26 protein-coding genes are annotated in these 25,325 nt (G+C 58.6%); 12 read left to right on the top strand and 14 right to left on the bottom strand.

Annotated elements, in window-relative coordinates; translation table 11 throughout:
- Together J4E00_RS29160 and J4E00_RS29155 are read left to right on the top strand one after the other, a co-directional pair.
- Positions 1-1,297: S-adenosylmethionine:tRNA ribosyltransferase-isomerase (locus tag J4E00_RS29160; RefSeq protein ID WP_317196694.1), on the top strand; the 1,297-nt coding region annotated here is incomplete at its 5' end.
- A gap of 112 nt (positions 1,298-1,409) precedes the next feature.
- Positions 1,410-1,718 (top strand): hypothetical protein, encoded by a 309-nt coding sequence (locus tag J4E00_RS29155; protein ID WP_208178891.1) that lies wholly within the window; start codon positions 1,410-1,412, stop codon positions 1,716-1,718.
- Positions 1,719-1,915: 197 nt separating this feature from the next.
- Here the strand turns inward: J4E00_RS29155 and J4E00_RS29150 are convergent, their stop codons facing one another.
- The gene (locus J4E00_RS29150) at positions 1,916-2,164 is read right to left on the bottom strand and encodes a hypothetical protein (protein ID WP_208178890.1); all 249 of its coding nucleotides are present in this window, start codon (positions 2,162-2,164) and stop codon (positions 1,916-1,918) included.
- A 140-nt stretch (positions 2,165-2,304) separates the two neighbouring features.
- Here J4E00_RS29150 and J4E00_RS29145 point away from each other — a divergent pair, with 140 nt between their 5' ends.
- The 6 genes from J4E00_RS29145 (at position 2,305) to J4E00_RS29120 (ending at position 9,704) form a co-directional block, all read left to right on the top strand.
- A complete protein-coding gene (locus tag J4E00_RS29145) occupies positions 2,305-2,775 on the top strand; it encodes a hypothetical protein (RefSeq protein ID WP_208178889.1) in 471 nt (156 codons plus the stop codon).
- A 68-nt stretch (positions 2,776-2,843) separates the two neighbouring features.
- A complete protein-coding gene (locus tag J4E00_RS29140; RefSeq protein ID WP_208178888.1) occupies positions 2,844-3,752 on the top strand; it encodes a prohibitin family protein in 909 nt (302 codons plus the stop codon).
- Positions 3,753-4,087: 335 nt separating this feature from the next.
- The gene (locus J4E00_RS29135; RefSeq protein ID WP_208178887.1) at positions 4,088-5,257 is read left to right on the top strand and encodes a ribonuclease D; all 1,170 of its coding nucleotides are present in this window, start codon (positions 4,088-4,090) and stop codon (positions 5,255-5,257) included.
- A gap of 267 nt (positions 5,258-5,524) precedes the next feature.
- Positions 5,525-6,571: an endolytic transglycosylase MltG gene (gene mltG, locus J4E00_RS29130; RefSeq protein WP_208178886.1), complete on the top strand. Its 1,047-nt coding sequence runs from the start codon at positions 5,525-5,527 to the stop codon at positions 6,569-6,571.
- A 419-nt stretch (positions 6,572-6,990) separates the two neighbouring features.
- Entirely contained in the window at positions 6,991-8,235 is a 1,245-nt protein-coding gene (locus J4E00_RS29125) for an OmpP1/FadL family transporter (protein WP_208178885.1), read from the top strand.
- Between the two features lie 32 nt (positions 8,236-8,267).
- Positions 8,268-9,704: a hypothetical protein gene (locus tag J4E00_RS29120; protein ID WP_208178884.1), complete on the top strand. Its 1,437-nt coding sequence runs from the start codon at positions 8,268-8,270 to the stop codon at positions 9,702-9,704.
- 6 nt (positions 9,705-9,710) lie between these two features.
- Here the strand turns inward: J4E00_RS29120 and J4E00_RS29115 are convergent, their stop codons facing one another.
- On the bottom strand, positions 9,711-11,213 hold the full coding sequence (locus J4E00_RS29115) for a hypothetical protein (protein ID WP_208178883.1): 1,503 nt from the start codon (positions 11,211-11,213) through the stop codon (positions 9,711-9,713).
- Between the two features lie 84 nt (positions 11,214-11,297).
- Here J4E00_RS29115 and dtd point away from each other — a divergent pair, with 84 nt between their 5' ends.
- Positions 11,298-11,744, top strand: coding sequence for a D-aminoacyl-tRNA deacylase (dtd, locus tag J4E00_RS29110; protein ID WP_208178882.1), 447 nt, complete (start codon positions 11,298-11,300; stop codon positions 11,742-11,744).
- A gap of 29 nt (positions 11,745-11,773) precedes the next feature.
- Positions 11,774-12,100, top strand: coding sequence for a nucleotide pyrophosphohydrolase (locus J4E00_RS29105; RefSeq protein ID WP_208178881.1), 327 nt, complete (start codon positions 11,774-11,776; stop codon positions 12,098-12,100).
- 57 nt (positions 12,101-12,157) lie between these two features.
- On the opposite strand, the gene J4E00_RS29100 is transcribed toward J4E00_RS29105, so the two are convergent.
- The 9 genes from J4E00_RS29100 to J4E00_RS29060 form a co-directional block, all read right to left on the bottom strand.
- On the bottom strand, positions 12,158-12,877 hold the full coding sequence (locus J4E00_RS29100) for a 2-phosphosulfolactate phosphatase (RefSeq protein WP_208178880.1): 720 nt from the start codon (positions 12,875-12,877) through the stop codon (positions 12,158-12,160).
- 98 nt (positions 12,878-12,975) lie between these two features.
- The gene (gene gcvT / locus J4E00_RS29095; protein WP_208178879.1) at positions 12,976-14,079 is read right to left on the bottom strand and encodes a glycine cleavage system aminomethyltransferase GcvT; all 1,104 of its coding nucleotides are present in this window, start codon (positions 14,077-14,079) and stop codon (positions 12,976-12,978) included.
- 211 nt (positions 14,080-14,290) lie between these two features.
- Positions 14,291-15,355, bottom strand: a complete 1,065-nt coding sequence (locus J4E00_RS29090) for a branched-chain amino acid aminotransferase (protein ID WP_208178878.1) — start codon at positions 15,353-15,355, stop codon at positions 14,291-14,293.
- Positions 15,356-15,553: 198 nt separating this feature from the next.
- Entirely contained in the window at positions 15,554-16,102 is a 549-nt protein-coding gene (locus J4E00_RS29085) for a cob(I)yrinic acid a,c-diamide adenosyltransferase (protein WP_208178877.1), read from the bottom strand.
- A 49-nt stretch (positions 16,103-16,151) separates the two neighbouring features.
- On the bottom strand, positions 16,152-16,871 hold the full coding sequence (locus tag J4E00_RS29080; RefSeq protein WP_208178876.1) for an ABC transporter ATP-binding protein: 720 nt from the start codon (positions 16,869-16,871) through the stop codon (positions 16,152-16,154).
- 12 nt (positions 16,872-16,883) lie between these two features.
- On the bottom strand, positions 16,884-19,664 hold the full coding sequence (locus tag J4E00_RS29075; RefSeq protein WP_208178875.1) for a hypothetical protein: 2,781 nt from the start codon (positions 19,662-19,664) through the stop codon (positions 16,884-16,886).
- A 3-nt stretch (positions 19,665-19,667) separates the two neighbouring features.
- On the bottom strand, positions 19,668-19,955 hold the full coding sequence (gene gatC / locus J4E00_RS29070) for an Asp-tRNA(Asn)/Glu-tRNA(Gln) amidotransferase subunit GatC (RefSeq protein ID WP_208178874.1): 288 nt from the start codon (positions 19,953-19,955) through the stop codon (positions 19,668-19,670).
- A gap of 27 nt (positions 19,956-19,982) precedes the next feature.
- A complete protein-coding gene (locus J4E00_RS29065; RefSeq protein WP_208178873.1) occupies positions 19,983-20,804 on the bottom strand; it encodes a lysophospholipid acyltransferase family protein in 822 nt (273 codons plus the stop codon).
- Positions 20,805-20,855: 51 nt separating this feature from the next.
- Positions 20,856-21,437, bottom strand: coding sequence for an NUDIX domain-containing protein (locus J4E00_RS29060; RefSeq protein ID WP_208178872.1), 582 nt, complete (start codon positions 21,435-21,437; stop codon positions 20,856-20,858).
- Between the two features lie 446 nt (positions 21,438-21,883).
- Between J4E00_RS29060 and J4E00_RS29055 the strand changes: the two genes are divergently transcribed.
- A complete protein-coding gene (locus J4E00_RS29055) occupies positions 21,884-22,132 on the top strand; it encodes a hypothetical protein (protein ID WP_208178871.1) in 249 nt (82 codons plus the stop codon).
- A gap of 80 nt (positions 22,133-22,212) precedes the next feature.
- Complete coding sequence (locus J4E00_RS29050; protein ID WP_208178870.1) at positions 22,213-22,788, top strand: ribonuclease HII; 576 nt, start codon at positions 22,213-22,215, stop codon at positions 22,786-22,788.
- Positions 22,789-22,831: 43 nt separating this feature from the next.
- Here J4E00_RS29050 and J4E00_RS29045 read toward each other — a convergent pair whose 3' ends face one another.
- From J4E00_RS29045 to J4E00_RS29035, 3 genes are all read right to left on the bottom strand, one after another.
- Positions 22,832-23,275 carry a response regulator gene (locus tag J4E00_RS29045; RefSeq protein WP_208178869.1) on the bottom strand — a complete coding sequence of 148 codons (444 nt, stop codon included), beginning with the start codon at positions 23,273-23,275 and terminating at the stop codon, positions 22,832-22,834.
- A gap of 64 nt (positions 23,276-23,339) precedes the next feature.
- Positions 23,340-24,827 (bottom strand): sensor histidine kinase, encoded by a 1,488-nt coding sequence (locus tag J4E00_RS29040; protein WP_317196692.1) that lies wholly within the window; start codon positions 24,825-24,827, stop codon positions 23,340-23,342.
- 100 nt (positions 24,828-24,927) lie between these two features.
- Complete coding sequence (locus tag J4E00_RS29035) at positions 24,928-25,302, bottom strand: CZB domain-containing protein (protein ID WP_208178868.1); 375 nt, start codon at positions 25,300-25,302, stop codon at positions 24,928-24,930.
- Between the last annotated feature and the right edge of the window lie 23 nt (positions 25,303-25,325).

Genomic DNA, 25,325 nt, shown 5'->3' with positions numbered 1-25,325 from the left:
TACACGGGCCGCATTGCCAATTCGGGGTACTCGTTCTATTACGACCTTTGCGGGCATGAATCCCGACCCGCGCCAGCTTTCCATCAACGATTTTACCTACCCGCTCCCCCCCGAGCGCATTGCCCCAGAGCCCCTCCCCGACCGCGCCGCCAGCCGCTTGCTCGTGAGCAGGGCCGGCACTATTTCAGACCAGACTTTCCGGGACTTGCCCAACGAGCTGCCCGCCGGCGCACTCCTTATCTTTAACGATACCCGCGTGGTGCGGGCGCGGCTGCTGGCCCGGCGCCCCACCGGTGGCCAGGTCGAGCTGTTTTGCCTGGAGCCCGTGGCGCCGCACCGCAGCCTGGAGCTGGCTTTGCAGCAGACCGGCCATTGCACCTGGCGCTGCCTGGTGGGCAACGGCCGCCGTTGGAAAGAAGGACCCGTAACCCTAGACTTTGAAACGTCGGACGGTCAGACCGCGACCCTGTGGGCCGAGCGCCAGGTGCAGGAGGCCGGCACTGCGCTCATTGACTTCCGCTGGACGCCGGCGGAGCTGCCGTTTGCCGAAGTGCTGCGGGCCGCCGGGCACCTGCCGCTGCCGCCCTACATTGCCCGCCCCGATACCGCGGCCGATGCCGTGCGCTACCAAACCGTGTATGCTGCCGCTGAAGGGGCCGTCGCTGCGCCCACTGCCGGCCTGCACTTCACCCCCGAAATCCTGACGGAGCTCCGTGACAAAGGATTCGAAACGGGCCACGTCACGCTGCATGTGGGGGCGGGCACCTTTCAGCCCGTGAAGGCTGACCGCATGGCCGACCACCCCATGCACACGGAGCCAATTCTGGTGACGGCTGCACTGCTACGCCAGCTGTTGGCGCACCGCCCGCGCCCGGTCATTGCCGTGGGCACCACCAGCCTGCGCACCCTGGAAACGCTGTACTGGTTGGGGGTAGGACTCCTTCAGCAATCTGAATACAGGCCAGCCGAGTTGCTGGTGACGCAGTGGCAGCCTTACGAGATGGCCGAATTAGCTGCCTCGATTAGTCCCGAGGCGGCCCTTACTGCCCTGCTGAGCTACCTTGACGCCGCTGGCACCGACACCCTGCAAGCCAGCACGCGGCTGCTCATTGCGCCAGGTTACCAGTTCCGGTTGGTGCAGGGCCTCATCACCAACTTCCACCAGCCCGAAAGCACCCTGCTGCTGCTGGTGGCTGCGCTGCTGGGGCCCGGCTGGCAAGCCGTGTATGAGCACGCCCTCAGCCACGGCTACCGCTTCCTGAGCTACGGCGACAGTTCGCTATTGCTACCGAGCTAGCTGGTTGCACAGGACAACTCGTCCAACTCTGTCTTGGCACAGTACTTGGTACAACCTTTGGTAAGGGGCAGCGTAAAAGCCCCACATCACCCTTTTTCTTTCTTTTGAATTCATGAAAAAAGTAACCCTGTTGCTCGCCCTTGCCACTTTTGCCACTACTGCTTTCGCGCAAACTACTCCTACTACAGAAGTGAAAGTACGCGACAACGGCACCACCAAAGTGGTAACCAAAACCGGCAAAACCAATGCTGGCCAAGCCCTCGATAACACCGCCGACGCCGCCGGCAACGTGGCTAAGAAAACCGGCCACGCTGTGAAAAGCGGCGCCAAGAAAGCCGGCCACGCTGTGAAGCATGGTGCTCAGAAAGTAGGCGACAAAACGGTAGAAGCTACCCAGAAAGCCGAAGCTAAAACCGAATAGTCCTTTCCCAGACTGTTCCTTTCCGCATTTCCAGTTGAAAACCCCGGCCACTACGGCCGGGGTTTTTTGTTGGTTCGAGCAGCTTGGCTTTGAAATGCCCAGTCCATAAAGAAAGCCGCGTAGCGTGACAGACCAATCTGTCATCGCTACGCGGCTTTCTTTCGTGCAAACCTGCCGCCACTACGCGGCTGCTTGTGCTATTCAGACTGGTCGGGCAGGCGGGGTTTGTCCCGCACCTCGTGCAATACTCGTTCCACCACGCCCTGGCCAAACAAGCTTACGCCAGCGTTTAGCACGACGAGGGCCGCCGTGCCGGCCAACAGCCATTGCCGGGTGGGTGCCTGCTGGTCTTTGAGGCTACCAGCCCAGTGTACCATGCTGGCGCCCGCGCCAATTACCATCAGGCCCAGCGGAGAAAATAGCAGCCATTTGCTCTTATGTGTCATCGGAAATCAAGGAATAAATGGAAGTGTAATGAAATGAACGGCGCAGCGATTACTGCCTGGTCGCAGCTTCGCCGCGTACCTTTCGGCTTTCTGCTTACGCACCTGGCCCGGCCCGGTTTCGGTGGCCAATCTCACGCCTTATGTTACCCTACGAACAACTCCTGCACCTTGCCTTCACGTCGCCCAACGACGTGCGCTATTACCTCACCCCCACTGCCCTCCGCGCTGCCGACGAGCTCCGCACCGCCCCACCGGCCCAGCGCCCCTTCCGCTTCGAGCAAGTCCGTCTGGGGTTGGCCATGGGCCTGCTCAAGCTGGTATCGGAATTGGGCGACCACGATGCCAGCCGCCAGGTGCTCGATGTGCTGCACCGCGCCCTCAACGAGGGCCGCTCCCCCGAGGATATCGACCGCATTGTGGGCCGTGAGGCCAAGCTTTTCGACCGCCTGTACGAAAACCTCTATGTGAATGAGGAGGGCGAGGAGCTGCTCAACCTCTTCGGCCGCACCCTGGATGCCGACGCGCCGGAGCTGCTGGAAGAAATTGCTTTTGAAGGCGTGGAGCTGGCCCGGACGCTGGATTTCAGCCACGACGACGAGGACAACGAGTAGGTTCTCATTGGTCCTGCTGCACGCGTATCAGGACGCTTACCCCAACCCTTTTATTTTTCTCTCACCCCATGACTCTCACCATTCTCGGCTTCCTTATTTTGGTATTGGGGCTGAATGCGGCCCGCTTCTCCGAGCGGCTGGAACGGCTGCGTGGCGGCCTCATCTTCCTGGGCGGCGCGTTTTTGATTCTGGGGCTGGCCCTGAGCACGGTCGTGCAAATTGGGGTAGGCCAGGTGGGCGTGCAAACGCTGTTTGGGCAAGTGCAAAGCCGCGTGCTGCAGCCGGGCCTGAGCGTGGTGAACCCGCTGGTGGACGTGACTCGCTTCGATACCCGCACGCAGAACTACACCATGTCGGCGCAGCACGGCGAGGGCGCGCAGGAGGGCGACGATGCCATTCGGGTGCTGTCGGCCGACGGGCTGGAAGTCGTCATCGACCTCACGGTGCTCTACCACGTGGTGCCGACGCAGGCGCCGCATATTCTGAACACTATCGGGGAGGATTATCAGGATAAAATCGTGCGGTCCATCTCGCGCACCCGCATCCGCGACAATGCCGTTTATTACGATGCCGTGGCCCTTTACTCGACCCGCCGCGAAGAATTTCAGGCTCGCATTCTGGCCGCCATCGAGAAGGATTTCCGCAGCAATGGCTTGCAGTTGGACCAGCTGCTCATCCGCAATATTCAACTGCCTGAGTCGGTGAAGCGCAGCATTGAAAGCAAGATTTCGGCCGAGCAGGACGCGCAGAAAATGCAGTTCGTGCTCCAGAAAGAAAAGCAGGAAGCCGAGCGCAAGCGCGTCGAGGCTCAGGGCATTGCCGACTACCAGCGCATCGTAAACACCGAGCTTAGCGACAAGCTGTTGCAGTACGAAACCATCAAAGCCAACCAAGCCATTGCCACCTCGCCCAATGCAAAAGTCATCATCATGGGTGGGCGCGGGGCCACGCCACAACTGCTCATTGGCGACAAATAACTGCTGATTCCGATATAATGCCCCTGTTTGTAGAGGTATAAACGCTTTGTGTGCGGAAGGGGTCCCTGCTGGCCGGTTTCAAGTTGGAAGTGGGCAGCAGGGACCCCTGCCATGCAATTGTGAATCGAAACTGCCCGGCAGGGGTCCCTGCTAGCCGGTTTCAATTTGGATTTGGGCAGCAGGGACCCCTGCCGGGCTGGTTTGAATTGAAACTGCTCGGCAGGGATTCCTGCTGCCTGTTTTTTAAATTCACGCCGCCCGGCATCCTTCCCTACCTTTACCGGCGCTAATCCTAGCAGGGCCGAGGCGGCCGTGCTGATTCCCTTCTCGTTTCGATGCCCATCATTCACTATCTCACTACGGCCGATGCGATTGCAACGGCTGCCGCACATTTCGCCACCCTGCCGCGCATTGGCATCGATTTGGAGTTTGATGACATGCGCCACCGCTACGGCCGCCACCTGGCCCTGATTCAGGTGTTCGATGGCCAGGAGGTGTACCTGATTGACCCCCTGCCCCTGCCCGATATGGCGGCGGATTTGGAGCCGCTGTTTGCCGTGCTGCGCGACCCGGCCGTGGCCAAGGTGTTCCACTCCTGTAAGTCGGATATTCTGCTGCTCGACGAGGTGTTCAGCGTCAACTGCCGCAACATTGTGGATACCAGCGTGCAGTTTACCCTGCTGGCCGCCGAAGACAATAACATTTCGCTGGGCCGCCTCATTCAGACCGTGCTGGGCTTTGAGGTAGACAAGGGCGAGCAGAAATCGAACTGGCTGAAGCGCCCGCTCACCGAGGCCCAAAAAGAGTATGCCGCCAACGACGTGCTCTACCTCTTCCAGCTCACCGACCACCTGAGCGCCCGCCTCGAAGAGCTGGGCCGCGCCGACTGGGCCGCCCAGGAAAACCTGGCCCTGGAGGCCGTGCGCTACGGCCGCGACGACCCGCGCCCGTGGTCACGCAACGCGGCCAAGTATAAAATCACGCCCCAGGAGATGCCCATTTTCCGGGAGCTGTACTTGCTGCGCGACGCCGTGGCCCGGCAACTCGACCGCCCGCCCTACCACGTGCTCAGCAACGACCGGCTGGCTGAGCTGGCCCGCAGCCCCCTCGAAACCGCCCTGCAGCTGCGCGGTGCCAATGGCCTGCACCCCGAGCTGAAACGCTCGCCCTATGCCGAGCAGCTGCTGGCCATCGGCACCACCGATTTGGCTCCTGATGCACCGCTGCCACCCGAGCAGCGCAAGTTCCCGTTCCGCCGCCGCCTGAGCGGGCCCGCCGCCACCCGCGCCGATGCCCGCGAAGCCCTCCTCAACGTCCTCAAGGGCCACCTCGCCACCGACCACGGCACCACCATGGCTAACATGGTGCTCAGCAACCGTCTCATTTCCGACATCATCGAACTGGGCGCCACCGCCGCCCTGCGCCCCTGGCAGCAGCAGCTCCTCAAGGATTCGGCCGAGAAGCACGGTGAGGACTACGCCTCGCTAGCCGAGCCGTTTGCCTAAACCATCGGCTACCCGGATTTTGTGAGCGGCCCGACGCCAAGCCCCTGTGGGACGATGCAGCGGCGGTAAAACTGCAGATTGGAATAGTAAGAGCCCCGGCGGGCCTTCTATTCGTTGGAACTACCCTGCAACTGCCAGCGTGTCGTTTCGCTGGGGCACTTATTGGGTACGATGCCGCTTGCCTTGCTGCCCACGTATGGTGGCTTTGCTACGGGCCACCTGGGCGGCTCGTGGCTAATTTTACTTTTCCTGCTTTCCCCAAAGCCTTTGACTAAATCGCCTCGCCGCTTTCTCCCCTACTTTGTGGTGCTGCTGGCCCTGCTGGGTGCGGGCGGCTACGCTACGTGGCGGCTGCTGTACCGGCCCAACGTCACGGTCTTTCCCGAAGGCCCCGCTTACCTCTTCATCCGCACGGGCACAGGCTATGCAGCAGTGCTCGATTCGTTGAAGAAAAACGAGCTGTTGGCCGATTTGAGCACCTTTAAGTGGGTAGCCGAGCACCACGACTACCCGCCGCACGTGAAACCCGGGCGCTACCGCCTCGACCCCGAAATGGGCAATGTGGACTTGGTGAAGATGCTGCTATCTGGCCGGCAGGATACGGTGCGCTTTGAGTTGAAGCCGTTTCACTACATCGACCAGCTGCCCCGTAAGATATGCGGGCGTCTGGAAACCGATTCCTTCAAGCTGGAGCTGCTGCTGGGCGATAATGCGGGCTTGCAGCGCCGGTACGGGCTCGATACCTGCACCATTCGCACGATGTTTATTCCGGGCCAGTACCGGATGCTGTGGAACACCAGTGCCTCGGTTTTCCTCGATTCGATGGCCGCCCGCTACCGGCGGTTCTGGACGCCGCTACGGCAGGCGCGGGCCGACTCCCTGAAGATGACGCGCACCCAGGTGAGCGTGCTGGCCAGCATTGTGCAGCGCGAAACCGCCGAGCCAACGGACAAGCCGCTCATCGCCGCAGTCTACCTCAATCGCCTCCGCAACGGCCAGCCCTTGCAAGCCGACCCTACCCTGCTCTGGCCCCTGCACGGCCTGGGCACCCGCAAGCGCGTGCTGAACGTGGATAAAAAAGTGGATTCGCCCTACAACACTTACCGCCACAAGGGCCTACCGCCCGGTCCCATCACCACGCCGCTCCCCGGCTCCCTGCTGGCCGTGCTCAAGCCCGCGCACAACAAAAACCTGTTCTTCTGCGCCCGCCCTGATGGCAGCGGCTTCTCCGACTTTGCCGAAACTTACGCCCAGCACAAGCGCAACGCCCGCCGCTACCAGCAACGCCTCGATAGCTTGGGAGTAAAAAAATAGCCACCCAATGGTAGGACGGCTTTTTTAATTATCAACGTTGCCGCCAGCCCGCGTTTACGTTACGTTGCAGGCAGGAGCGCACTACTGGTCCCATCTGACGTATTCGGCCAGAGCCGTTTTGGCATCAGCGGCGAGTAGTAGCGCGAACTTTCAGTTCGCGTCTTGGAACGATGGTCAAGCGGCGCAGAGACGCGAACTGAAAGTTCGCGCTACGGACCGACTGGTACAGTAATGCCAAAACGGCTCTGGGCTGCATTTCTCATACAGAAGGGTTTGCCATAAAGTGGCCCCAAGCTGCTCGGATTATGACAGAAATTCAGCTTCCCGATATTTCTTAACCTTGTTGGAACTGCTACTGCGCTGTGCACTACCGCCGGGCTGCGTACTTTTGTATCCCAATTTTCCGTCAAACCGCCCGTATGCGCCAACGTCTTCTTTTACTGCTTCCTCTATTCTCTGGATTGACGGCCTCGGCTGGCGGATTTGATAATGGCCCGCAAGGTGCGCGTGTGCTCGGATTGGGCGGAGCCAGCACGGCCTACATCAATAGCATCGCGGGCCTGAGCCTCAATCCCGGACTGTTGGGACAGTGGGCCGATTCGCTCACCCGCGTCAGCATCGGCGGCATTGGGCAGGTACGGCGCTCGTCCTATATCGGCCAAGGCACCTTCCAGCGCACCGACCAGGACCTGACCATTCAGCCCGGCGGCTACCTCTACGCCACCCACGGCGTGAGCAAGCGCGTGAGCCTGGGCTTGGCTGTGAACACCCCCTACGGCTACCACACCAAATGGCCCGACACCTGGGAAGGCCGCTCAGTGGTGCAGGAAAGCAAGCTGAACACCGTATTTGTGCAGCCTACGGTGGGCTTTCGGCTCAATGACAATTTCAGCGCGGGTGTGGGCTTTATCTATGCGTTTGGCAAATACAGCCAACGCCGCGCCCTGGGCCAGTACGACGACCCAAATGCCAGCACGGAGCTTAGTGCCAGCGGTTCCGGCATTGGTGTGAACGTAGGCCTCTACGGCCGCACCGGCGACAACCTCGCCTTCGGCATCAGCTACCGCAGTGGCGTGAAGCTGAAAATGGACAACGGCACTTCTTCCGCTACCGGCGTGCCCGCCCGCGACGCCGCCCTCATTCCGGCGGCTACTGAGTTTAAAACCCAGCTCAGCATGCCCAGCACCCTCTCGGTGGGCATAGCAAATCACATTACCAAGAACCTCCTAATCACTTTTGATTTCACCCTCACTGGCTGGAGCACCACCGATTCGCTGAAGCTCGATGTGGCCGCCACTGGCAACACGCCGGCCCGCCGCATCGCCACAGCGCGCCGCTACGAAGATGCGCTGGCCTTCCGCGTCGGCGCCGAATACCAAGTGAACCCCAAGCTGACCGTGCTGGGCGGCATTCGCTACGACGAAACCCCCATTCGCGACGAATACATTAACCCCGAGTTTATTGATGCCAACCGCCTCGGCATCTCGGCTGGCCTGAGCTACCAGCTCACCCCACGCTTGGCACTGGAAGGCGGCTACTCGTTTGATTACGGTCAGTTGCGTACCGCCCGCGCCAACCAAACCATTGAGAACGTGGCCAACGTGAGCGGCACTTACCGCCTGGCTACCAACACGGCTTCGGTAGGCGTAGCCGTAGCTTTCTAAATCATCTGCTCCTGAGCTGATTCCTTTTTGTGATGAAGAACTTTTCTCTGAATTTGGGGCGTACTGCGGGTTTTATTGCCGCTGCAACCACTCTACTACTCACCGCCTGTGCTCCCGGCCAGGACACGCCCACGCCCGTTGTTAACGTGAACGTGAGCAATTACCTCGCGGTGGGCGATACTTACACAGCTGGCGTTAGCGCCGGTGGCCTTACCCGCAATAGCCAGGAATACTCCTTCCCCAACCAGCTGGCCAGGCAGTTCCAGTCCTTTTCAGGCGGTGGCACCTTCACTCAGCCGATTATTGATGGCTCGGGCTCGGGCTACCTGAGCTTTCTGGATGTTTCGCCAATTGGTTACGTGCGGAGCCGCCGCGTGGCCGGCCAGGCGGTACGTGGCACGGTTGTCAATTCCAACTCCTGCATCATCCCCGATACGGTACGGTTGCTTACGCGCAGCACTACAGCCGGCACGCTACCCCAGAACTTGGGCATTCCGGGCCTGCTCTTGAGCCAGATAAATACGGCCAACCTCGGCAACCAGTCGAACGCTACACCCGGTGGCACCTTCAACCCCTATTTTGAGCGCCTGTTGCCCGCTGCCGACAACCGCACCTACCTGCAAGTGCTGACCACAGCCTCCACATCGGCTACTTTCTTCACTTTCTTCCAAGGGCTTGATGACCTGATGCCTTACATCCGCAGTGGCGGAACGTGCGGCTCGACGCCCACTACCAATTTCGCCAACACCATGAAGCAGAACGCAAAACGCGTCCTCGATGTGTTGACAGCAGGGGGCCGGCAGGGTGTTATTGCCAAGCTGCCCAACATCACTACTCTACCTCTGTTGAGCCTGGGCCAGGGCGACCGCCTGCAGGCCCGCCTACAAGCCAGCTTCGGCGACAAAACCCTGCTTTACATCGAAGACCCGCTGGGCATTGGCCCCGGCCAACCCATCTCAAGTGACGACTACGTGCTGGCAACGACGCTGCCGCGCATTGGCCAGCTTACACCTGTGCTAGTGGGCAGCACCACCCTAATGCTCCCATACGGTCGCGATGTACGCAACCCTTTGCGCGATGCTGATGTGCTGGACGCCACTACAGAAATGAATCTGCTGACCGCTGCTGTCAGCAACTACAACAACAATACGGGCGTGGCCCCAGCGGCTCCCGGCCTCGAAACCCTAGCCAAAACCTACAAGCTTCCCATCATCACGACCTCCACGAGCGAAAGTGCCCTCAACCTAAATGACTTTCTGTTTTCGCAGGTCGACGGCATCATTTCTGTGGGTGGCGTGCAGTATTCGGCCGAACCAGTCCGGGGTGGCTTCTTCTCGACCGATTACTACTCGCTCACTCCTCGCGGCAACGGCCTGCTGGCTAATGCCTTCATTACCGCCATCAACCGGGCTTACCGAACCAACATCCCGGCTATTGATGTGAATACGCTGCCTACTATTGCACAGTAAGCATCTCTAACGCAGCCGGTACAGCCGTAGCGGCAACGAATCAGCCGCGGCGGCTGTACTGGCGTCCAGGGTTTCATCGAAGCCTAAACCGGTAAACTCCGAATGCTCCAGAAACAGCAGCGGCTGCTGGAGCTGTGGTGCAGGCCACGCTGCTACCGGCACCTGCTGGCGCAACGAATCGAAATGGGCTACGCCCGCCGCCCGCCAGTAGCCGTCGAGCAGCACATATTGGCAGCCCTGGCGGCGCAGTGCGGCCAGTTGCCGCTCATCCGTGATGATGGTTAGCTGTTGGCTGGGTGCGAGATAAGGAGCCAGCCCAATGCCTACTGTACTAGCAATATTGGTAGCATCATGCTGCCGAAGCCACGCCGCTACTTGCGGGTAGCGCGTGGGCAGTGGGTCATACAACTGTTGATAGTTCTGAACGCCATTCCAGCTCAAGGCTGCCAGCAACACGACTGCTAATACGCCTTGTGGTAGCAGCCGACGGCCACTCAGTACGGCCAGGGCCGCAAGGGGCAGGTAGGCAAAGAGCAGGCCACGCGGGGCTTTTATCAGGAGCGACATGCCAGCCAGCAAACAGCCCGCCCACACCAGCAGGTAGGTCAGCACTGCTATGGGCCGGGCGCGCAACTGCTGCCGTTCACGCCACACCAGCCATAGCGCACCCGCCAGCCCCAGCAGCAGCGGAGACTCAAAGCACAGCAGGTAGCGGACGTAATACAGCAAATCGAGATGTAGCGTGGCTTGCCGGCCCGCTGCATTGGCGGCCTCGGGCACCACAGTACGCACATAAAATCCCAGCCAGCGGTACCACGGCAACCCTGCCAGTACGCCCGCCACGCCAAGCAGCACGTAGGGCGCGGCCAGCACCAGCAACACGCGGTACCAAGTCTTCCTCCACAGCCTATCGGCCTGCCAGACTTCCAGCACCACCAGGATAGGTACTGCAAACAGGAACTTATAGCTGAAGCAAAGCCCCAGCGCGAGCCACATGGCCACAAGCACAATTGCTGTAGTTGTAGGCTGCTGCAGGCGTGTATAGTGGCTCCGCAGCAGCCCGGCAAACAGCACCAGGCTACCGGAGCTCATAGTGAAATCCCGTCCCGAAAAGGTGAGCAGCAACGACGTACCGCCCAGCAGCACCAGCCCCGCGGCTTCCAAGCCGCTCAGTCGGGCCTGTCGGGCTACCCAGGCGGCAAATGCCCCTACCCCTGCCACCCCGAGCAGTGCATTGAAGGTCTGGAATACGAGAAAATTCCGAGTAAACAGCGCGACAGGCAAGTATAGCAGCAAAAATCCCGGGCTGCCGTGGTGAAACAAGTGCGCGAAATTGCCGTGAACCAACTCCTGAATTACCTGCCAGTTGCGCACCGAGTCGTAATCCGGTGGCCCCGCTTCGGGAAGCCGCCACAGCCTTTCAACACCTACCAGCAGCACCGCCGCCAACAACCACCAAGTGCGATGGGCCGTTGGCTGGGCGTTATTTGCAGGGGTGGTTGGCGGCATAAGCTGGCGAAGCGTTGAAGGACGCGAAGGTCGGCAATGCTGGCACAACATGTTTATCCCCGTCACTCCTACTGTTCAACTTCTATGCGCCTCGTTATTCAGCGCGTCCGCGAAGCCCAGGTTACTGTCGAAAACCAGATTACTGGCCAGATTGGACCTGGCCTGTTGGTGCTCGCCGGCTTCGCTCCTACCGACAACACCTCTTCCCTCACCTGGATGTGCCGCAAGTTGGTGCAGCTACGCATTTTCAGCGATGAGAATGGGCAGATGAACCGTAGCGTGCTCGACATCAGCGGCCAGGTTCTGGTCGTGAGCCAATTTACATTGCTTGCTGATGCCCGCAAGGGCAACCGGCCCAGCTACATCGGGGCTGCGCCGCCAGCAGTGGCCGAACCGCTTTACCAGCAGTTCGTGCGCATGGTAGCGACTGAATTGCACCAGCCCGTACCAACTGGCATCTTCGGAGCCGATATGCAAGTGAGCCTGCTCAATGACGGTCCGGTAACCATCGTCCTAGATTCGCCAGCTTAAGCTTTTTACCGTTCTTTACTTTCTCCATCATGTCCCTCGAAGAAGCCCAGAAAACCGTTGATTCCTGGATAACCACCACCGGCGTCCGCTATTTCAACGAATTGACCAATATGGCCATCCTCACCGAAGAGGTAGGCGAAGTAGCCCGACTCATCTCGCGGCAATACGGCGAGCAGTCGTTTAAGGAATCTGACAAAGGTCGTGAACTGGGCGATGAGCTGGCCGATGTGCTGTTCGTCGTCATTTGCCTGGCGAACCAAACAGGTGTCGACCTAACCGATGCCCTTGCCCGAAATCTGGCCAAGAAAACCCAACGCGACAGCCAGCGGCATCAAGATAATGAGAAGCTGAAGTAAGCCAGAATGCTTCAAGAAGCCCCTCATGCGTCACTGCATTCAGCGTGAGGGGCTTTTCTAAGCCAGTACCAATCTATCCTTCTGCCAGAGCGGTAGCACCGATGCGTAAGCATCTATTGTCAGGCAGAATTCAAAATCTTTGCTGGCTTCCAGCGAATTGAGCCGCCGGACGTGCGACGACTGCAGCAGGTAAGCTGACAAATCTGGTTTGCCCTGCTCCCAAAGATGCAGCGCGGCCAACGTTGCATCGGAACTGCGCACATCAAATTCAGCTGCCAGCCGTTCAGCCAGTGCCCCGCCAAAAACGGTGTCTTCGAGGCAGAATTGACCTTTCCATCCTGCGCAGACAACCAGCACATCGCGCTGTTGCTGCCGGGCAAAACCGGCTACCGCCGCCAGATTCAAAAACGAGCCCACCACCACCGAATCGGCTGCCAGCGAGCGGTGCAGCGCCGCCGTCCCGTTAGTAGTGCTGATGGTGAGGGCCCGGCCACGCACCGGCCGCGCCGCATCCAAAAAGCCAAACGGCGAATTACCAAGGTCAACCCCGGCGGCTTGGATGCCATCGCGCTCGGCAGCAGTCAGACAGCCGTGTTCCTGGCCGTAAGCAGTGCACTCTTCCAGCGAAGCCACCGGAAAAACGTGCGTAACGCCCTCGCCCAGCGCCGTGACGATGGTGCTGGAGGCTCGCAGAATATCTACAATTACTGCCACTTTACCACGCAGGTCATAAAGTGGCAGTAATTCTGGAGAAAAACAGATGTCTAGTTTGGGCACCTTGGTTTAGTTAGTAGTTGCTCGTTGTCAGTTGCCAGGAGCAGCGCCAAAACTTACTTATCCTGACAACCGATAACCAGCAACTGACAACTAAATCATTATTCTTCCGTGCCCTTTGTCAGCGGCAGCTTGCTGACCGTGGCGGGCAGATTTTTGCCGCGAATCTGCACAAAAATCTGGGTGCCGGGAGCGGCAAATTCAGTTTTTACGTAGCCTAGGCCGATGCCCTTGCTGAGTGAAGGCGATTGCGTACCACTGGTCACATCACCAATTTTCTGGCCGTCGGCATCTACCAGCTCGTAGTGGCCGCGCGGGATGCCTTGGCCATCCATCACGAAGCCTACCAGTTTTTTGTCCACCCCAGCCTCCTTCTGCTTCTTGAGGTTTTCGGAATTGGTGAACGTCTTGGTGAACTTGGTAATCCAGCCTAGGCCGGCTTCCAGGGGCGAAGTCGTGTCATCAATATCATTGCCATACAGGCAGTAGCCCATTTCGAGGCGGAGGGTGTCGCGCGCACCCAAGCCAATGGGCTTGATGCCGTAAGGCTGGCCAGCCAGCATCACTTTCTCCCACACTGCCGCGGCGCTTTCGTTCGGAATGTACAGCTCAAAGCCGCCCGCGCCGGTATAGCCCGTGGCCGAGATGATAACGTCCGGCGCATCGGCAAAGGTGCCCTGCACGAAGGAGTAGTACGGAATGCTGCTCAGGTCCACATCCGTCAGCGACTGCAGGGCAGCTGTGGCCTTCGGGCCCTGCACCGCAAAGAGGCTGGTGCGGTCCGAAATGTCTTCCATTTCCGCGCCCTGCGTATTGTGGTGCTGAATCCAGTTCCAATCTTTCTCAATATTCGAGGCATTCACTACCAGCAAGTAATCCTCATCGGCCAGCTTATATACCAGCAAGTCGTCTACGATGCCACCGTCATGGTTGGGCAGGCAGGAGTACTGGGCTTTGCCATCGGCGAGCTTGCTGGCGTCGTTGCTGGTCACGCGCTGAATCAGGTCGAGCGCCTGGGGGCCGCGCACCCGGAACTCGCCCATATGCGACACGTCAAAAATGCCCACCGCCTGGCGCACGGTGTGGTGTTCATCGAGGTCGGAGGAATAGCGCACCGGCATGTCGTAGCCGGCAAAGGGCACCATTTTAGCACCCAGTTGGCGGTGCGTGTCGTTGAGGGTAACGGTTTTCAGAGAAACGGTCATAAGAGTGACTGAGTGGCGGGATGACGGAGTGGGAAAACGCTTGGTGCTGCAAAGGTGGGGCAAAAAAGAAAAGCCGCTTCGGATTGAAGCGGCTTTTCTACCAGAACATCATGTCGAACGTAACAAAGCACCTGTCGGACTAGGAATCTACTGGTACAACGAAACGGCTAAAAGGCTGCGTTGCACCCGGCTTGACGTTCTATCTGATGTTCTACACACGTACCATCCAGTTGTGCACATCCGCGCCCTGGCCGGTGCGGATGGCATCCAGGGCGGCGCTCACGCGGCTGGAAAAGGACTTGGAATCCGTAGCGGGCAAGTCATAGTCCTGGCCCTGATAGCCGATGGTAGCAATGGGCGCAATAGTGGCTGCCGTGCCCACACCAAAGGCTTCGTTAAGCTTGCCGGCGGCCAGTGCTTCCATCACTTCGCGGCTGCTCACGCGGCGTTCTTCCACAGTCAGGCCCATATCAAGGGCCAGTTGAAGTACGCTGCGGCGCGTCACGCCATCGAGGATGCTGGTGCTCAGGGCTGGTGTTACCACGCGGCCGTCAATCACGAAAATCGCATTCATCGTGCCCGATTCTTCCACGTACTGGTGCTCCGAAGCATCGGTCCAGATGAGCTGGTTGTAGCCTTCCAGCTGGGCCAGTTTGGTGGGGTACATGGCCGCACCGTAGTTGCCGGCGTTCTTGGCGTAGCCCGCGCCGCCTTCGGCCGAGCGTACATACTTCTGCTCGAAGCGCACCCGCAACGGCTTGTTGAAGTAAAGGCCTACCGGGCAAGTAAAAATCATGAACCGGTACGAATCCGAAGGCCGCACACCGATAAATCCATCAGTAGCAAACATGAATGGACGGATATAGAGCGAATAGCCCGGCGCATTCGGCACCCATTTTTCGTCCAAGCGAATGAGTTCGCTCAGCCCCTGCATGAACAGTTCCTCCGAAATCGTGGGCATGCACATGCGCTCAGCCGAGGAGTTAAGACGCGCCCAGTTGTCGAAGGGACGGAACAGGGCCACCCCACCATCAGCCTGACGGTAAGCTTTCATGCCCTCAAAAATGGCTTGGCCGTAGTGCAGAGCTGAATTAGCGGGGCTCACGGCCATGTCGCCGTAGGGCACTATCTGGGCATTCTGCCACTCGCCATTGTGGAACTCCACTGCGAACATGTGGTCGGAAAATGCCTTACCGAATTCGAGATGGTCGAAATCGACTTCGGCCAGCCGGGAAGCGGTGGTGTGCTGCGTGTTGATTGGGAGCGTGTCAATCATAAAAATGCGAGTTCAGGGTAAGAGAGTGGGTGGGATTTGAGGATGGAGAGGAAGAGCAACCAAGTAATAATGCGGATGCAAAGAACGAAAAAATGGGCTTGCTGCTGCCCAAAGCCGTTTACGGTATTAATGTGTTAAGCGTGCATAGCCAGGCCCCCTGGCTATGACAGACATGACGCTTACAGGCAACTGTTCGGTTCAAAGCCGTGCCTGCCAAGTCACTTCTTCCACGCCTAACTCATGGGCCATGGCCCGACTCAGCACAAACAGGAAGTCGGACAAGCGGTTTAAATAAACCACCACCAAATCGGCCACAAAAGAATCTTCGGCCAAATGGATGACCAAGCGCTCGGCGCGGCGGCATACGCAACGGGCCACGTGGGCGTGGCTCACGGCTGGGTGCCCCCCCGGCAGAATAAAAGCGCGCAGCTCGGGCAATTCCAGGTTGAGACGGTCCATCTCATCTTCCAGCAGCGCCACATCGGCCGCGTGCAGGTCGGGCAGCTTCATTTTCGATTTCTCTGGGTCGGCCGCCAGGGCCGAGCCCATTGTGAAGAGCCGGTCCTGAATTTCTTTCAGCAGCAGCCGGCGGCTGGCGTTCACCTCTTGGTCGCGCACCAGGCCGATGTGGGAATTCAGCTCATCCACGGTGCCGTAGCACTCAATGCGCAGGCTGTTCTTGGGCACGCGCGTGCCGCCGATGAGGGAAGTAAGGCCTTTGTCGCCGGTTTTAGTGTAAATTTTCATGTAGGAACAGAATTAAAGCACAAACTCCCCTTTGGAGGGGAGCTTGGGTCTAGTGGCCGGCAGTGGCGTGAGTCGTTATTTCTGTATTCACTTCGTCGGATTCGACCAGTCCGTCGCGCAGGCGCACGATGCGGTGGGCGTAGCGGGCAATGTCTTCTTCGTGCGTCACCATGATAATGGTGTTGCCCTTCGAATACAGGGCCTCAAACAAGTCCATGATTTCATGGCTGGTCTTGGAGTCGAGAGCACCGGTGGGTTCGTCGGCCAGCAGCACGCTGGGGTTATTCACTAGGGCGCGGGCAATGGCTACACGCTGGCGCTGGCCACCACTGAGCTCGTTGGGGCGGTGCGAGGCACGGTCGGCGAGGCCCACTGAGCGCAGGGCTTCGAGGGCGCGCTCGCTACGGTCGCGCTTGTTCAAGCCGGCATAGATGAGCGGCAGGGCCACGTTGTCGAGGGCCGAAGCACGGGGCAACAGGTTGAAGCTCTGGAAGACGAAGCCTATTTCCTTGTTGCGTACCTCGGCCAGTTGGTTGTCGCTCATGCGGCTCACATCCTGCCCATTGAGAATGTACTGTCCTTTGCTGGGCGTATCGAGGCAGCCCACGATATTCATCAGCGTGGACTTGCCCGAGCCCGATGGCCCCATAAAGGCCACATACTCACCCCGCGGAATCTGGATGGTAACCGAGCGCAGGGCATTAATCACCTCCGTGCCCATCACGTAAGATTTGGCGATGTCCGTGGTTTCAATAACGTTCGAATTCATGGGGCGAGAAGCTTAGTGCGGAGGCGAAGGAACTGACGCGCCGGAGAAGGACGCCGTGGCAGCTGCGCGGGCTGCCTGTCGGGCGGCATATTCGGTTGCTAATGTAGCATACACAGCCGATGACAGCTGTTGGCGCAGCTGAGCAAGCGCATCGGTGGCGTAGTCGGTCAGGCCGGCATCGGCGGCAGCCAGCACGTAGGCCCGCAACAGCGGCAACGACTGTGGGTTTTCGTTCAGTCCCGCCCGTAGGGCGTCATAGGCGGCGGTAGCTTCGTGGCGGCTCGCATAGAAGCGGCCCGCAGCCAGAATAGCGGTTTCATTGAACGGGGCCTCGCGCACGATGCGCTGATAGTTTTTGGTAGCCGTCGCAACGTTGCCCTGCTGCTCAGCCTGGCGTGCTTGGCTCAGCCAGCCTGTGCCAATTCGCCCATTATCTACAGGCGTTGCGGGGAGTCCCGCAGCTAGCAGCACTTGCGCCTGCCGCCCCTGCCGCTGCTGCGCCGTATCGGCCGAAGCCAGCAGACGTCCCGTGGCCGCTCGCACCGAGTCAGCGTTGCCCGTCAAAGCCAGCGCATACACGCGCATCTCAGCTGCTTGTTGAGCGCCATGCGAAGCAGCAAAAGCCAACTGGTCGGCCGCCGTGGTATACTGCCCTTGCTGCAGCTGCCACAGCCCCAACAACTGCTGATAGTAGGCTGCCGTGGCAGAAGTGCCGGCAGCCAGCGGCAGGAGCAGCTGTCGCGCCACCTGCTCCTGTCCTAGCGCGTGCCGGGCCAGTGCCTGCAAAAACAGTAATTGCTCGTAGTAGTCCGCGTTAGCCGCTTGGGCAGTCAGTTGGTTTAGCTGCTTGAAAAGCGTGGGCGTGAGCTGGTTTTTATGCCGTGCTACACCTAAGAGTACTACATGATAGAGCTGCGCGAAACTGGCTTCGTCAAGCACGCGCACGGTGGCATCGGGTGCCGTTGGCATTAAGGCCAGTGGCGCTTTGGTCCGCAGCTGCAGCAGCGCATAGTTGCTCATCAGGGCTGGCTCAGTGGTTTTCACGGTCAGCTTGGCACTGCGCTGGCGAGCTTCAGCCAGCAGGTTCTGACTAAGCAGAAAACCCAGCTGGTTGGTGCGACTGGCGTAGCTGCCGGGGGCCAGCTGCTCGGTTTTATCGAGGTAAAAGGCGGTGGAGTCGCTCAGCGCTGTTTGAGTAAATAGCTGGGCCAGGTCGCCGGCCAGCGCAGCACTGTGCGGCTGCGCTTTCAACCCACGCCGCAAAATATCGAGCCCATCAAATAAATCCTCCGGCGCGTTATAGAGCGAAGCCAGTCGCAGCGAAACCTTTTCATTGGGCCCGCGCAGTAGCGCCCGGCGCAACGAATTAATTTCATTCTGGCGCTGCTGACGGAAGTGGTAAAGCGCCGCCCGCCCAAATTCAGCGTGCACGTTGCCACGGTAGCGCACGTCGCCACTTTCAGCATAGTAGCGTTCAGCCAGCCCGGCAAGGCCTAGCTCATCAGGCGCGGCCTCGCTTTGCTGCCGGGTCAGGTCGCCCAGGTTGTTGAACTGGCCAGCCAACACTTGGTCGGCCAACGGAAAGTCCATCCGTGACTGCATCATGATGATAATGCCCACGGCTAGAATATACACCGGGTAAAACGGCAGGCGGCGCGGCTCAAACGTCACGCGGTATACCCGCAGTCGCTGCTTTATCAGTCCCCCAAAATTCATTAGTACATACAATAGGAATGCGCCGCCCACAGTAGCCAGGGCCATGCCTGTAAAGCTGCGTGCTGCTACCAGCAAAGGCGTGTTGGCCGTGGCTAGGGCATATCCCAACGCACCGGCTGCCCCCAGCACCGCCAGCGGATATAGTTGCGCTGCGCCTTGCGCGTATGGCACCCACTCCGCATAGCTGGGAGCACGCAGGCGCAGGCCCAACCACCCGGCTACTACGGCTGGTAGCAGCAATACCAGTGGGTCGAGGTGAACGCCCGGCAGAAGCTCCAACACACCACCGTTCCACGCATATAGAATCAATGCGCCAACATAAAGGCCGGCCGCTAATACAAACGGCACCAACCCAAAGCGTCCACTCGCCTGCTCGGCCTGAGTATTGAACCAGAGCAGCGCCCGGACGTTCTCCACCCCTACCCACAGCACTACCAGCGCCACCAGCACTGCCCCGCCAGGGGTAGCGTAAGCGGCAAGTTGTAGAGTGGTTTCAGTGGCCGGTAATAGGCTTTGGGCATATATCAAACCGGCTAAACCAGCTACAACAGCCCCTATTACCAAGGCACGCCAGCGCAGGGCGAGGCCCTCGGCAAAGGCATGTAGCGCAAAGCTGCCGCCGCCAATCAGACCCAGCATGAGGTACAGGAAATACCGCTCACTGGTATTAAAAATACCCAGCGACTCGGTATTCAGCGAAAGCAGCAGGAAAATGACGGGCACCATGCCTGCCACAAAAGCCGGCCGCGCCAATGTGCTCACCACTGCCACCCAGCCTGCCAGCGTCACGGCTAGCAGCAGCATAAACAAGCTGGCCGCCACTGGCTGCGTAAACGGCCCGGCTACATCGTGTGTCAGCGTCACAATAAAGCCGCTGGCTTGTACAGGCAGGTGCACCGGGCCGGCCGCCACGCTGTCCAGCGTGAGTGGCACGGCTTGCAGGTGCGCTACTTTGCGCAAGGGCAAGGTGCTGGCTTCACCAGTGAAATAATAAAAAACAGTCAGTCCTACGGCCAGCGCAGCCAGTATTACTAGCCAGCCGGGCCGCTCGGCGCGGGTCGATAATTGTTGCGCCACGCTCTATTCCAGCACTTTGGGCACCCGGAAGTAGTCCGAATCCTTACGCGGAGCGTTGCGCAACCCTTCCTGATGGCTCACGGTGTTGCGGGCCACGTCGTCGCGTAACACGTTAATCTCTTGGGATAAGTGTACCAACGGTTCTACGCCGTTTGTGTCCACTCTTTCAAGCTGGGCTACGAAATCCAGGATGTTGTTCAGGTCGCCGAGCATTTGCTTCTCGCGGGTTTCGTCAAATTCGAGGCGGGCTAGGTGGGCTAGGCCGCGCAGGGTTCCAAGGTCGGTGCTCATGATGAGTTACGAGTTATAAAGTATAGGTTATGAGTTGGCAGGCTGCTGTTCTGCTACAGCAACGCTTGCCGGGTCCCGCCAAGTACTTGGGCCGGGCTTCTCGGCGCCTTCAGGCAGAAAATCGCCGGCTAGCAGAGCTGCCACACGCTCCTTGAGGGCCGGAATATCGGTCAGCGTGAGGCCTTCTGTAGAAATGGGGCGGTGAAAAACGATTTTGAGGCGATGGTAGCGCACCCGCAGGCCGCCCGGCACGTCGGGCATAAACATGTGGTTGAGCGGCATGCCTACGGGCACAATGGGCACCCCTGCCTCCAGCGCCAGCTGAAAAGCTCCATCCAGAAAAGGCAGGAGTTCCTTGCCGGGCGTGGGCGAGATTCGCCCTTCGGCAAAAATAGCTATGCTCTTACCCGCCGCCAGCCCCCGCCGGGCTGCTACGGCTGCCCGGCCCCGGCTCACGGCACTGGCCCGGTCCACGGTGATGTACACGTTGCCAAAGAGCGGCCCCCACACCGGCACCCGTGCCAGCGAAGCCTTGCCCATCATGTTCAGAAAACCCGGAATGTACTTGAACAGCATCATGATATCGACGTACGAACCATGATTGGCCACGTACACACAGGGCTGCGGGTTGGGCTCCTTGGTTTCGCGCACCACTTCCACGGGCATGCCCCACATAATAATCGACATCGTAGACCAAAACCGGTTCAGGGCATGCACCACTCCACCACCGTTAGGTCGCCGACTGAAATACCACTGCCAGGGGTAAATGAGCACAAACGGCACAATAAACCAGAACACGGCCCAAGTCGTGTAGAGGCGTTGGCCGATATATCGAAGCAAGTGGCGCATGCCGGCAAAGTTACGGCTAGGATATAAAGAACGTCATCCGCATAACGCCTACTACGAACTGCGCATTGCCAGCACCTTCTCGGCCTTCAGCAGGCCCGCTACGCTCACGCAGTCCGTAATCCGGTCATCCATTACCATCCGGATGGCTTCGGCCAGGGGCAACTTCCAGAGGCGCAGGTCTTCGGTTTCTTCGGGCTCAACGTCGCCTTGGGTTAGGTCTTCGGCCAGATACACGAAGCCCTCCTCATCAGTCACGGAATTGGAGGTGTGCAGGCGAGCGATGCAGGTCCAGCGCGCGGCCGTCATGCCCGTTTCCTCTTTTAGCTCACGCTGTGCCGATTCCAAGCAATCTAACTCCACGGGGCCACCCCCCATGGGGATTTCCCAACTGTATTCGTTTAATGGATAGCGGTATTGACCCACCAGCCAGGTATTGCCTTCGGCATCGACGGGCACAATGCCCAAGGCTTTGTTCTTCATCGTCACCACACCGTAGATGCCCCGACCGCCGCCAGGATTCAGCACCTGGTCTTCGCGCACCGAAATCCAGGGATTGTGGTATTTCACCTCCGTACTGAGGGTTTGCCAAGGGTTGTAGGTTTCATCGACAACGGGTGGATTGACAGTGGCCATAACTTTATAAAAAGATTGTAGAGACAGGAACAAAACTACAGCCGCCGCCCGAGCTACCAGCTAGCCCATTCGTCGTTTAAAATTTACCATCCACCGGGTATACCTTAGCACTGGGCGTCTAATTCCAGCTATTGGTCCATTCTCACTTGCGTTCCGCCTTAAGGCTTTCGTAGCTTTGACCTATAAGTACCCCCGCACGGGCTGGAAATGTGGAAAGGAAGGACCTCTCGTGCGGCGGCGCTCTGACTGACAAGGTGGGGTAGACACCTCTAAGCCAGACCCGCCACTTTAAGGCCATCGCACTTGTGCGGTGGCCTTTTTCGTGTCTAACACCTCTGGATTCAAGTTGCCTGTTGCATGCAGAGAGCTCCGCTTTCAACCCTGGAGCAGGGCTAGCCGTACCAAGAAATACTCCGGCTGCCCACATTCCGGCCGGTCCCTTTCTCATGGCTCAGTCCAATTCGAAATCAAAGCAAAACGCCAGCAACGAAGAGCACGACCCGCTTTTCAATCTCAAGCACGCTCAAGCCGAAGCGGAGTTGGCTCAGAATAGCAATGGCCTCGGCCCTGTCACCAATGAATACGTAAGCACTGACGAGGATTCGGAGATTGACGAAGGCCCCCGTGATAGCCAAGGCCAGCGTCGGGGCGAACCTGACCCTACCGATGAAGGCAGCACCGCCGGCCGCCACTAGTGCGCACCCCACTTTCGAAGCGGGGAGTGAAGAATAGCGCCGAACTTGCGCCCTTCTTCGCTCCCCGCTTTTCTTTTGCAATGCTCCTTGCAACTCACACCGGCCACGCTCTCGAAGCTGGCCTCGACGAAGCCGGCCGCGGCTGTCTGGCTGGTCCCGTTTTCGCGGCAGCCGTCATTCTGCCCCCCGATTTTATGCCCCGTTTCCTAAATGACTCCAAACAAATCACGGCCAAGCGCCGCGAGGCGCTACGACCCGAAATCTGCGGCGCAGCCGTTGCCTGGGCCGTGGGCCAGGCCTCTGTAGAGGAAATCGCTAGCCTGAACATCGCCCAAGCTAGCTACTTGGCGATGCACCGCGCCGTCGCCGCACTGGCCGTCACTCCGGCTCACTTAATAGTTGATGGCAACCGCTTTCGGCCATTAACTGGTTACGAGCACACTTGTATCATCGGTGGCGACGGCATCTACCGCAGCATCGCAGCGGCTTCCATTCTCGCCAAAACCTTTCGCGATGAACACATGCTGGCGTTGGCAGCTGAATTTCCGGAATATCACTGGGAGCAAAATGCAGGCTATCCCACAGCCGCACACCGAGATGCAATCCGGACACACGGGACAAGCCCACACCACCGCATGGGCTTTCGATTGCTCTGAGCGCCGGTTGTTACTACTCTAAAGTGCTACCCACTTTTATTCCCTACTGTTTCAGTTTTAGCAGGTCCAGAAATAGGCTAAATCCATCTACACTGGTTCCACCCTCACCAAAAGTATCAAAACTAAGCGGTTTGATGATATAACCGCTTACGGCTAGTTCCTGGGCCTTCAAGCGGTCTGACTCCAGGTCGGAAGTAGTCATGATAAACACATTCAAGGCTACAAACTCAGGATCTGAGCGCAGAATTTCGAGAAGCTCCAGCCCATTCATACGAGGCATGTTAATGTCGAGCATCACCACATCGGGCTTCTCAATTCTCGCTTCTCCGCCCTCGCCACGGAGCATCTTGAGCGCCTCACGGCCGTTGCGGGCATGAATGACGGGCACGTTGATATTTTGGCGGCGCAGCTCGCGCTGCACGTTCATGACGTCCATCTGGTCGTCTTCCACGAGCAAAATGCTGGGCGTGGGATGGTCGGCGGACATAGGCAATACAGTTGTCAACAGCGGGAAAATGCCCGCAAAAGGAGCCCGACAGGAAAAGAAACTGTCAGGCAGGTAATAATACGGTAGAACCGGACCCAGTGGCTACAGTTGTGGCCGAGGTTTTGGTTTTCATCGGTTTCTTGGGCCAGGTAAAAATAAACTTAGCTCCCTGACCTTCGGCCGATTTCACACTGATGCGCCCACCCTGGCGCTCCACAATCTTTTTTACAATGGCCAGGCCCACTCCGGTGCTCTCAAATGTGTCGCGCTCGGTTAGGGTCTGGAAAATGACGAAAATACGTTCGTGGTATTCAGGGTCGATACCAGGTCCATCATCGGCTACGGAAAAGGCGTAGAAGTCGCCCGCGTCGTCGCAGCCAATCTGCACGGTGCCTGTTTCAGGGTGGTCGTGGTACTTCAGCGCGTTGCTGATGAGGTTGGTAAACACCTGCTGGAGCTGCACCGCATTGGTAGTGAGCGTGGGCAGAAAAAACGGCAGTTCAATCTTAAAGCCCGTCGGTGGGTTAAGCGTATCGATTACTTCCCGCAGCAGAGTACGCACAAAAACGGTTTCGTCGGCTTGGGCAACCCGTCCCACACGCGCCAAGTCTAGTATACCGGTAATAAGCTTTTCCATGCGGTGTACCCGCTGCCGCATCATGCCAAGGAACTCGCGGATATGAGGTGGTAGCTCTTCCTTGCCCATGTCTTCCTCAATCCAACGGGAAGCGCTTTCAATCCCACGTAGCGGCGCTTTGAGGTCGTGCGACACGACATAAGCGAACTGGTCAAGCTCCTGATTGCGGTTTTCGAGCTGGCTGATATTAGCCCCGACAGTGCGCGCCATCACATTGAGAGCCGACGTGAGTTCGCTTACCTCGTCCTGCTCGGTGTCAATAATCTGGGTGCTATAGTCACCGTCGACCATGCGTTGCGCTAGAATAAGCATGCCGCTCAAGCGCTTTGAGAACAGCCGCACGATGTATAAGGCCCAGGCTAGCCCCAGAAGCAAGGCCGTTAGGCCCAGCCCTGCCGATAGCCATTCAGCCCGCCGGATGCTGTCATCGAGCTGACGACGAAGCTGCTCACGGGTTTGTGCTTCGTTGCGCTCAAATTGCGCCATACGGTCCCGAATGTTGTCCATTATCTGCTTGCCGGTCAGGTTTTCGGCTAGCGTGCCATGCGCCATAAACTCCAGCCCGCGCTGATTAGGGTGCCGATGCCGAGCCTCTCGCTTTTCGGAAATCAGTAAGTGGCTGTAACTCGTCCACTGCTGAAACAGCCGTTGGGTCTGGTCTATCAGCTGGACCTGCGTTGGCACTTGAATAATCTTATTGCGCAGTTCACTAAACCGGCCAATCATCTCTCGCTCACCCTTGTAATACACGTCCAGCGTCTGCTCATTGCCCACCAGCACATAGCCCCGAAAGCCGGTTTCCATGTCCACAATATTGCGCAACAGTGTTACGCCTTCTGTCGATACCTGCTGGGATTTTTCCACTTGCCGGGCATTGCGCAACACCTGCCCGGCTAACTGATAATAAAAAAGCACTACTATAGCAAAAAGCGCTAGTAACAGTACAAATCCAGCAAAAAGCTTTGTTTTAAGCGTAATCTTCATCCAAGCGTTTAGAGGCGCTTTTGCGCTTTATTCAAATCTCCCTACGCAGCTTGTCTTCCATAGTTCGCAATAATTCCACCATCGTATCGGCAATTGCCTGCACGGGCTCATAGCCAGCGCCTGCCTCAGCTGTCTGGCCTAATTCGTACATATCCATCAACCGATTAGCTTCCCGATGAATAAGGAGATGTTGCCGGTCGAATAGTGCAGCTTCTGGCAGATGAGCGTATGGTCCGTTGCCCCGCATGCGGTCGGCAATCCAAATGCCCAGGCTGCACTGTTCCGGGTCGCGCAGGGGGCCTTCTGCCCCGTTGTTGCCAAACAAAAACGACCGTAGCCGGGACTTAAAGTGCACGTGCTTGATAACGGCTGACTCTAGGTCACGCTTCAACTCTTCTCTGGTCATAAGTAATAAGCATGATTGTCAAG

The sequence above is a fragment of the Hymenobacter negativus genome (assembly GCF_017571495.1).
GTDB lineage: Bacteria > Bacteroidota > Bacteroidia > Cytophagales > Hymenobacteraceae > Hymenobacter > Hymenobacter negativus.
This window is presented reverse-complemented; position numbering and strand designations above follow the sequence as displayed.

Coding starts and splice junctions, on each gene's coding strand:
- J4E00_RS29155 (WP_208178891.1), top strand. CDS start 1,410: ATGAAAAAAGTAACCCTGTTGCTCGCCCTTGCCACTTTTGCCACTACT.
- J4E00_RS29150 (WP_208178890.1), bottom strand. CDS start 2,164: ATGACACATAAGAGCAAATGGCTGCTATTTTCTCCGCTGGGCCTGATG.
- J4E00_RS29145 (WP_208178889.1), top strand. CDS start 2,305: ATGTTACCCTACGAACAACTCCTGCACCTTGCCTTCACGTCGCCCAAC.
- J4E00_RS29140 (WP_208178888.1), top strand. CDS start 2,844: ATGACTCTCACCATTCTCGGCTTCCTTATTTTGGTATTGGGGCTGAAT.
- J4E00_RS29135 (WP_208178887.1), top strand. CDS start 4,088: ATGCCCATCATTCACTATCTCACTACGGCCGATGCGATTGCAACGGCT.
- J4E00_RS29125 (WP_208178885.1), top strand. CDS start 6,991: ATGCGCCAACGTCTTCTTTTACTGCTTCCTCTATTCTCTGGATTGACG.
- J4E00_RS29120 (WP_208178884.1), top strand. CDS start 8,268: ATGAAGAACTTTTCTCTGAATTTGGGGCGTACTGCGGGTTTTATTGCC.
- J4E00_RS29115 (WP_208178883.1), bottom strand. CDS start 11,213: ATGCCGCCAACCACCCCTGCAAATAACGCCCAGCCAACGGCCCATCGC.
- dtd (WP_208178882.1), top strand. CDS start 11,298: ATGCGCCTCGTTATTCAGCGCGTCCGCGAAGCCCAGGTTACTGTCGAA.
- J4E00_RS29105 (WP_208178881.1), top strand. CDS start 11,774: ATGTCCCTCGAAGAAGCCCAGAAAACCGTTGATTCCTGGATAACCACC.
- gcvT (WP_208178879.1), bottom strand. CDS start 14,079: ATGACCGTTTCTCTGAAAACCGTTACCCTCAACGACACGCACCGCCAA.
- J4E00_RS29090 (WP_208178878.1), bottom strand. CDS start 15,355: ATGATTGACACGCTCCCAATCAACACGCAGCACACCACCGCTTCCCGG.
- J4E00_RS29085 (WP_208178877.1), bottom strand. CDS start 16,102: ATGAAAATTTACACTAAAACCGGCGACAAAGGCCTTACTTCCCTCATC.
- J4E00_RS29080 (WP_208178876.1), bottom strand. CDS start 16,871: ATGAATTCGAACGTTATTGAAACCACGGACATCGCCAAATCTTACGTG.
- gatC (WP_208178874.1), bottom strand. CDS start 19,955: ATGAGCACCGACCTTGGAACCCTGCGCGGCCTAGCCCACCTAGCCCGC.
- J4E00_RS29065 (WP_208178873.1), bottom strand. CDS start 20,804: ATGCGCCACTTGCTTCGATATATCGGCCAACGCCTCTACACGACTTGG.
- J4E00_RS29060 (WP_208178872.1), bottom strand. CDS start 21,437: ATGGCCACTGTCAATCCACCCGTTGTCGATGAAACCTACAACCCTTGG.
- J4E00_RS29055 (WP_208178871.1), top strand. CDS start 21,884: ATGGCTCAGTCCAATTCGAAATCAAAGCAAAACGCCAGCAACGAAGAG.
- J4E00_RS29050 (WP_208178870.1), top strand. CDS start 22,213: ATGCTCCTTGCAACTCACACCGGCCACGCTCTCGAAGCTGGCCTCGAC.
- J4E00_RS29045 (WP_208178869.1), bottom strand. CDS start 23,275: ATGTCCGCCGACCATCCCACGCCCAGCATTTTGCTCGTGGAAGACGAC.
- J4E00_RS29035 (WP_208178868.1), bottom strand. CDS start 25,302: ATGACCAGAGAAGAGTTGAAGCGTGACCTAGAGTCAGCCGTTATCAAG.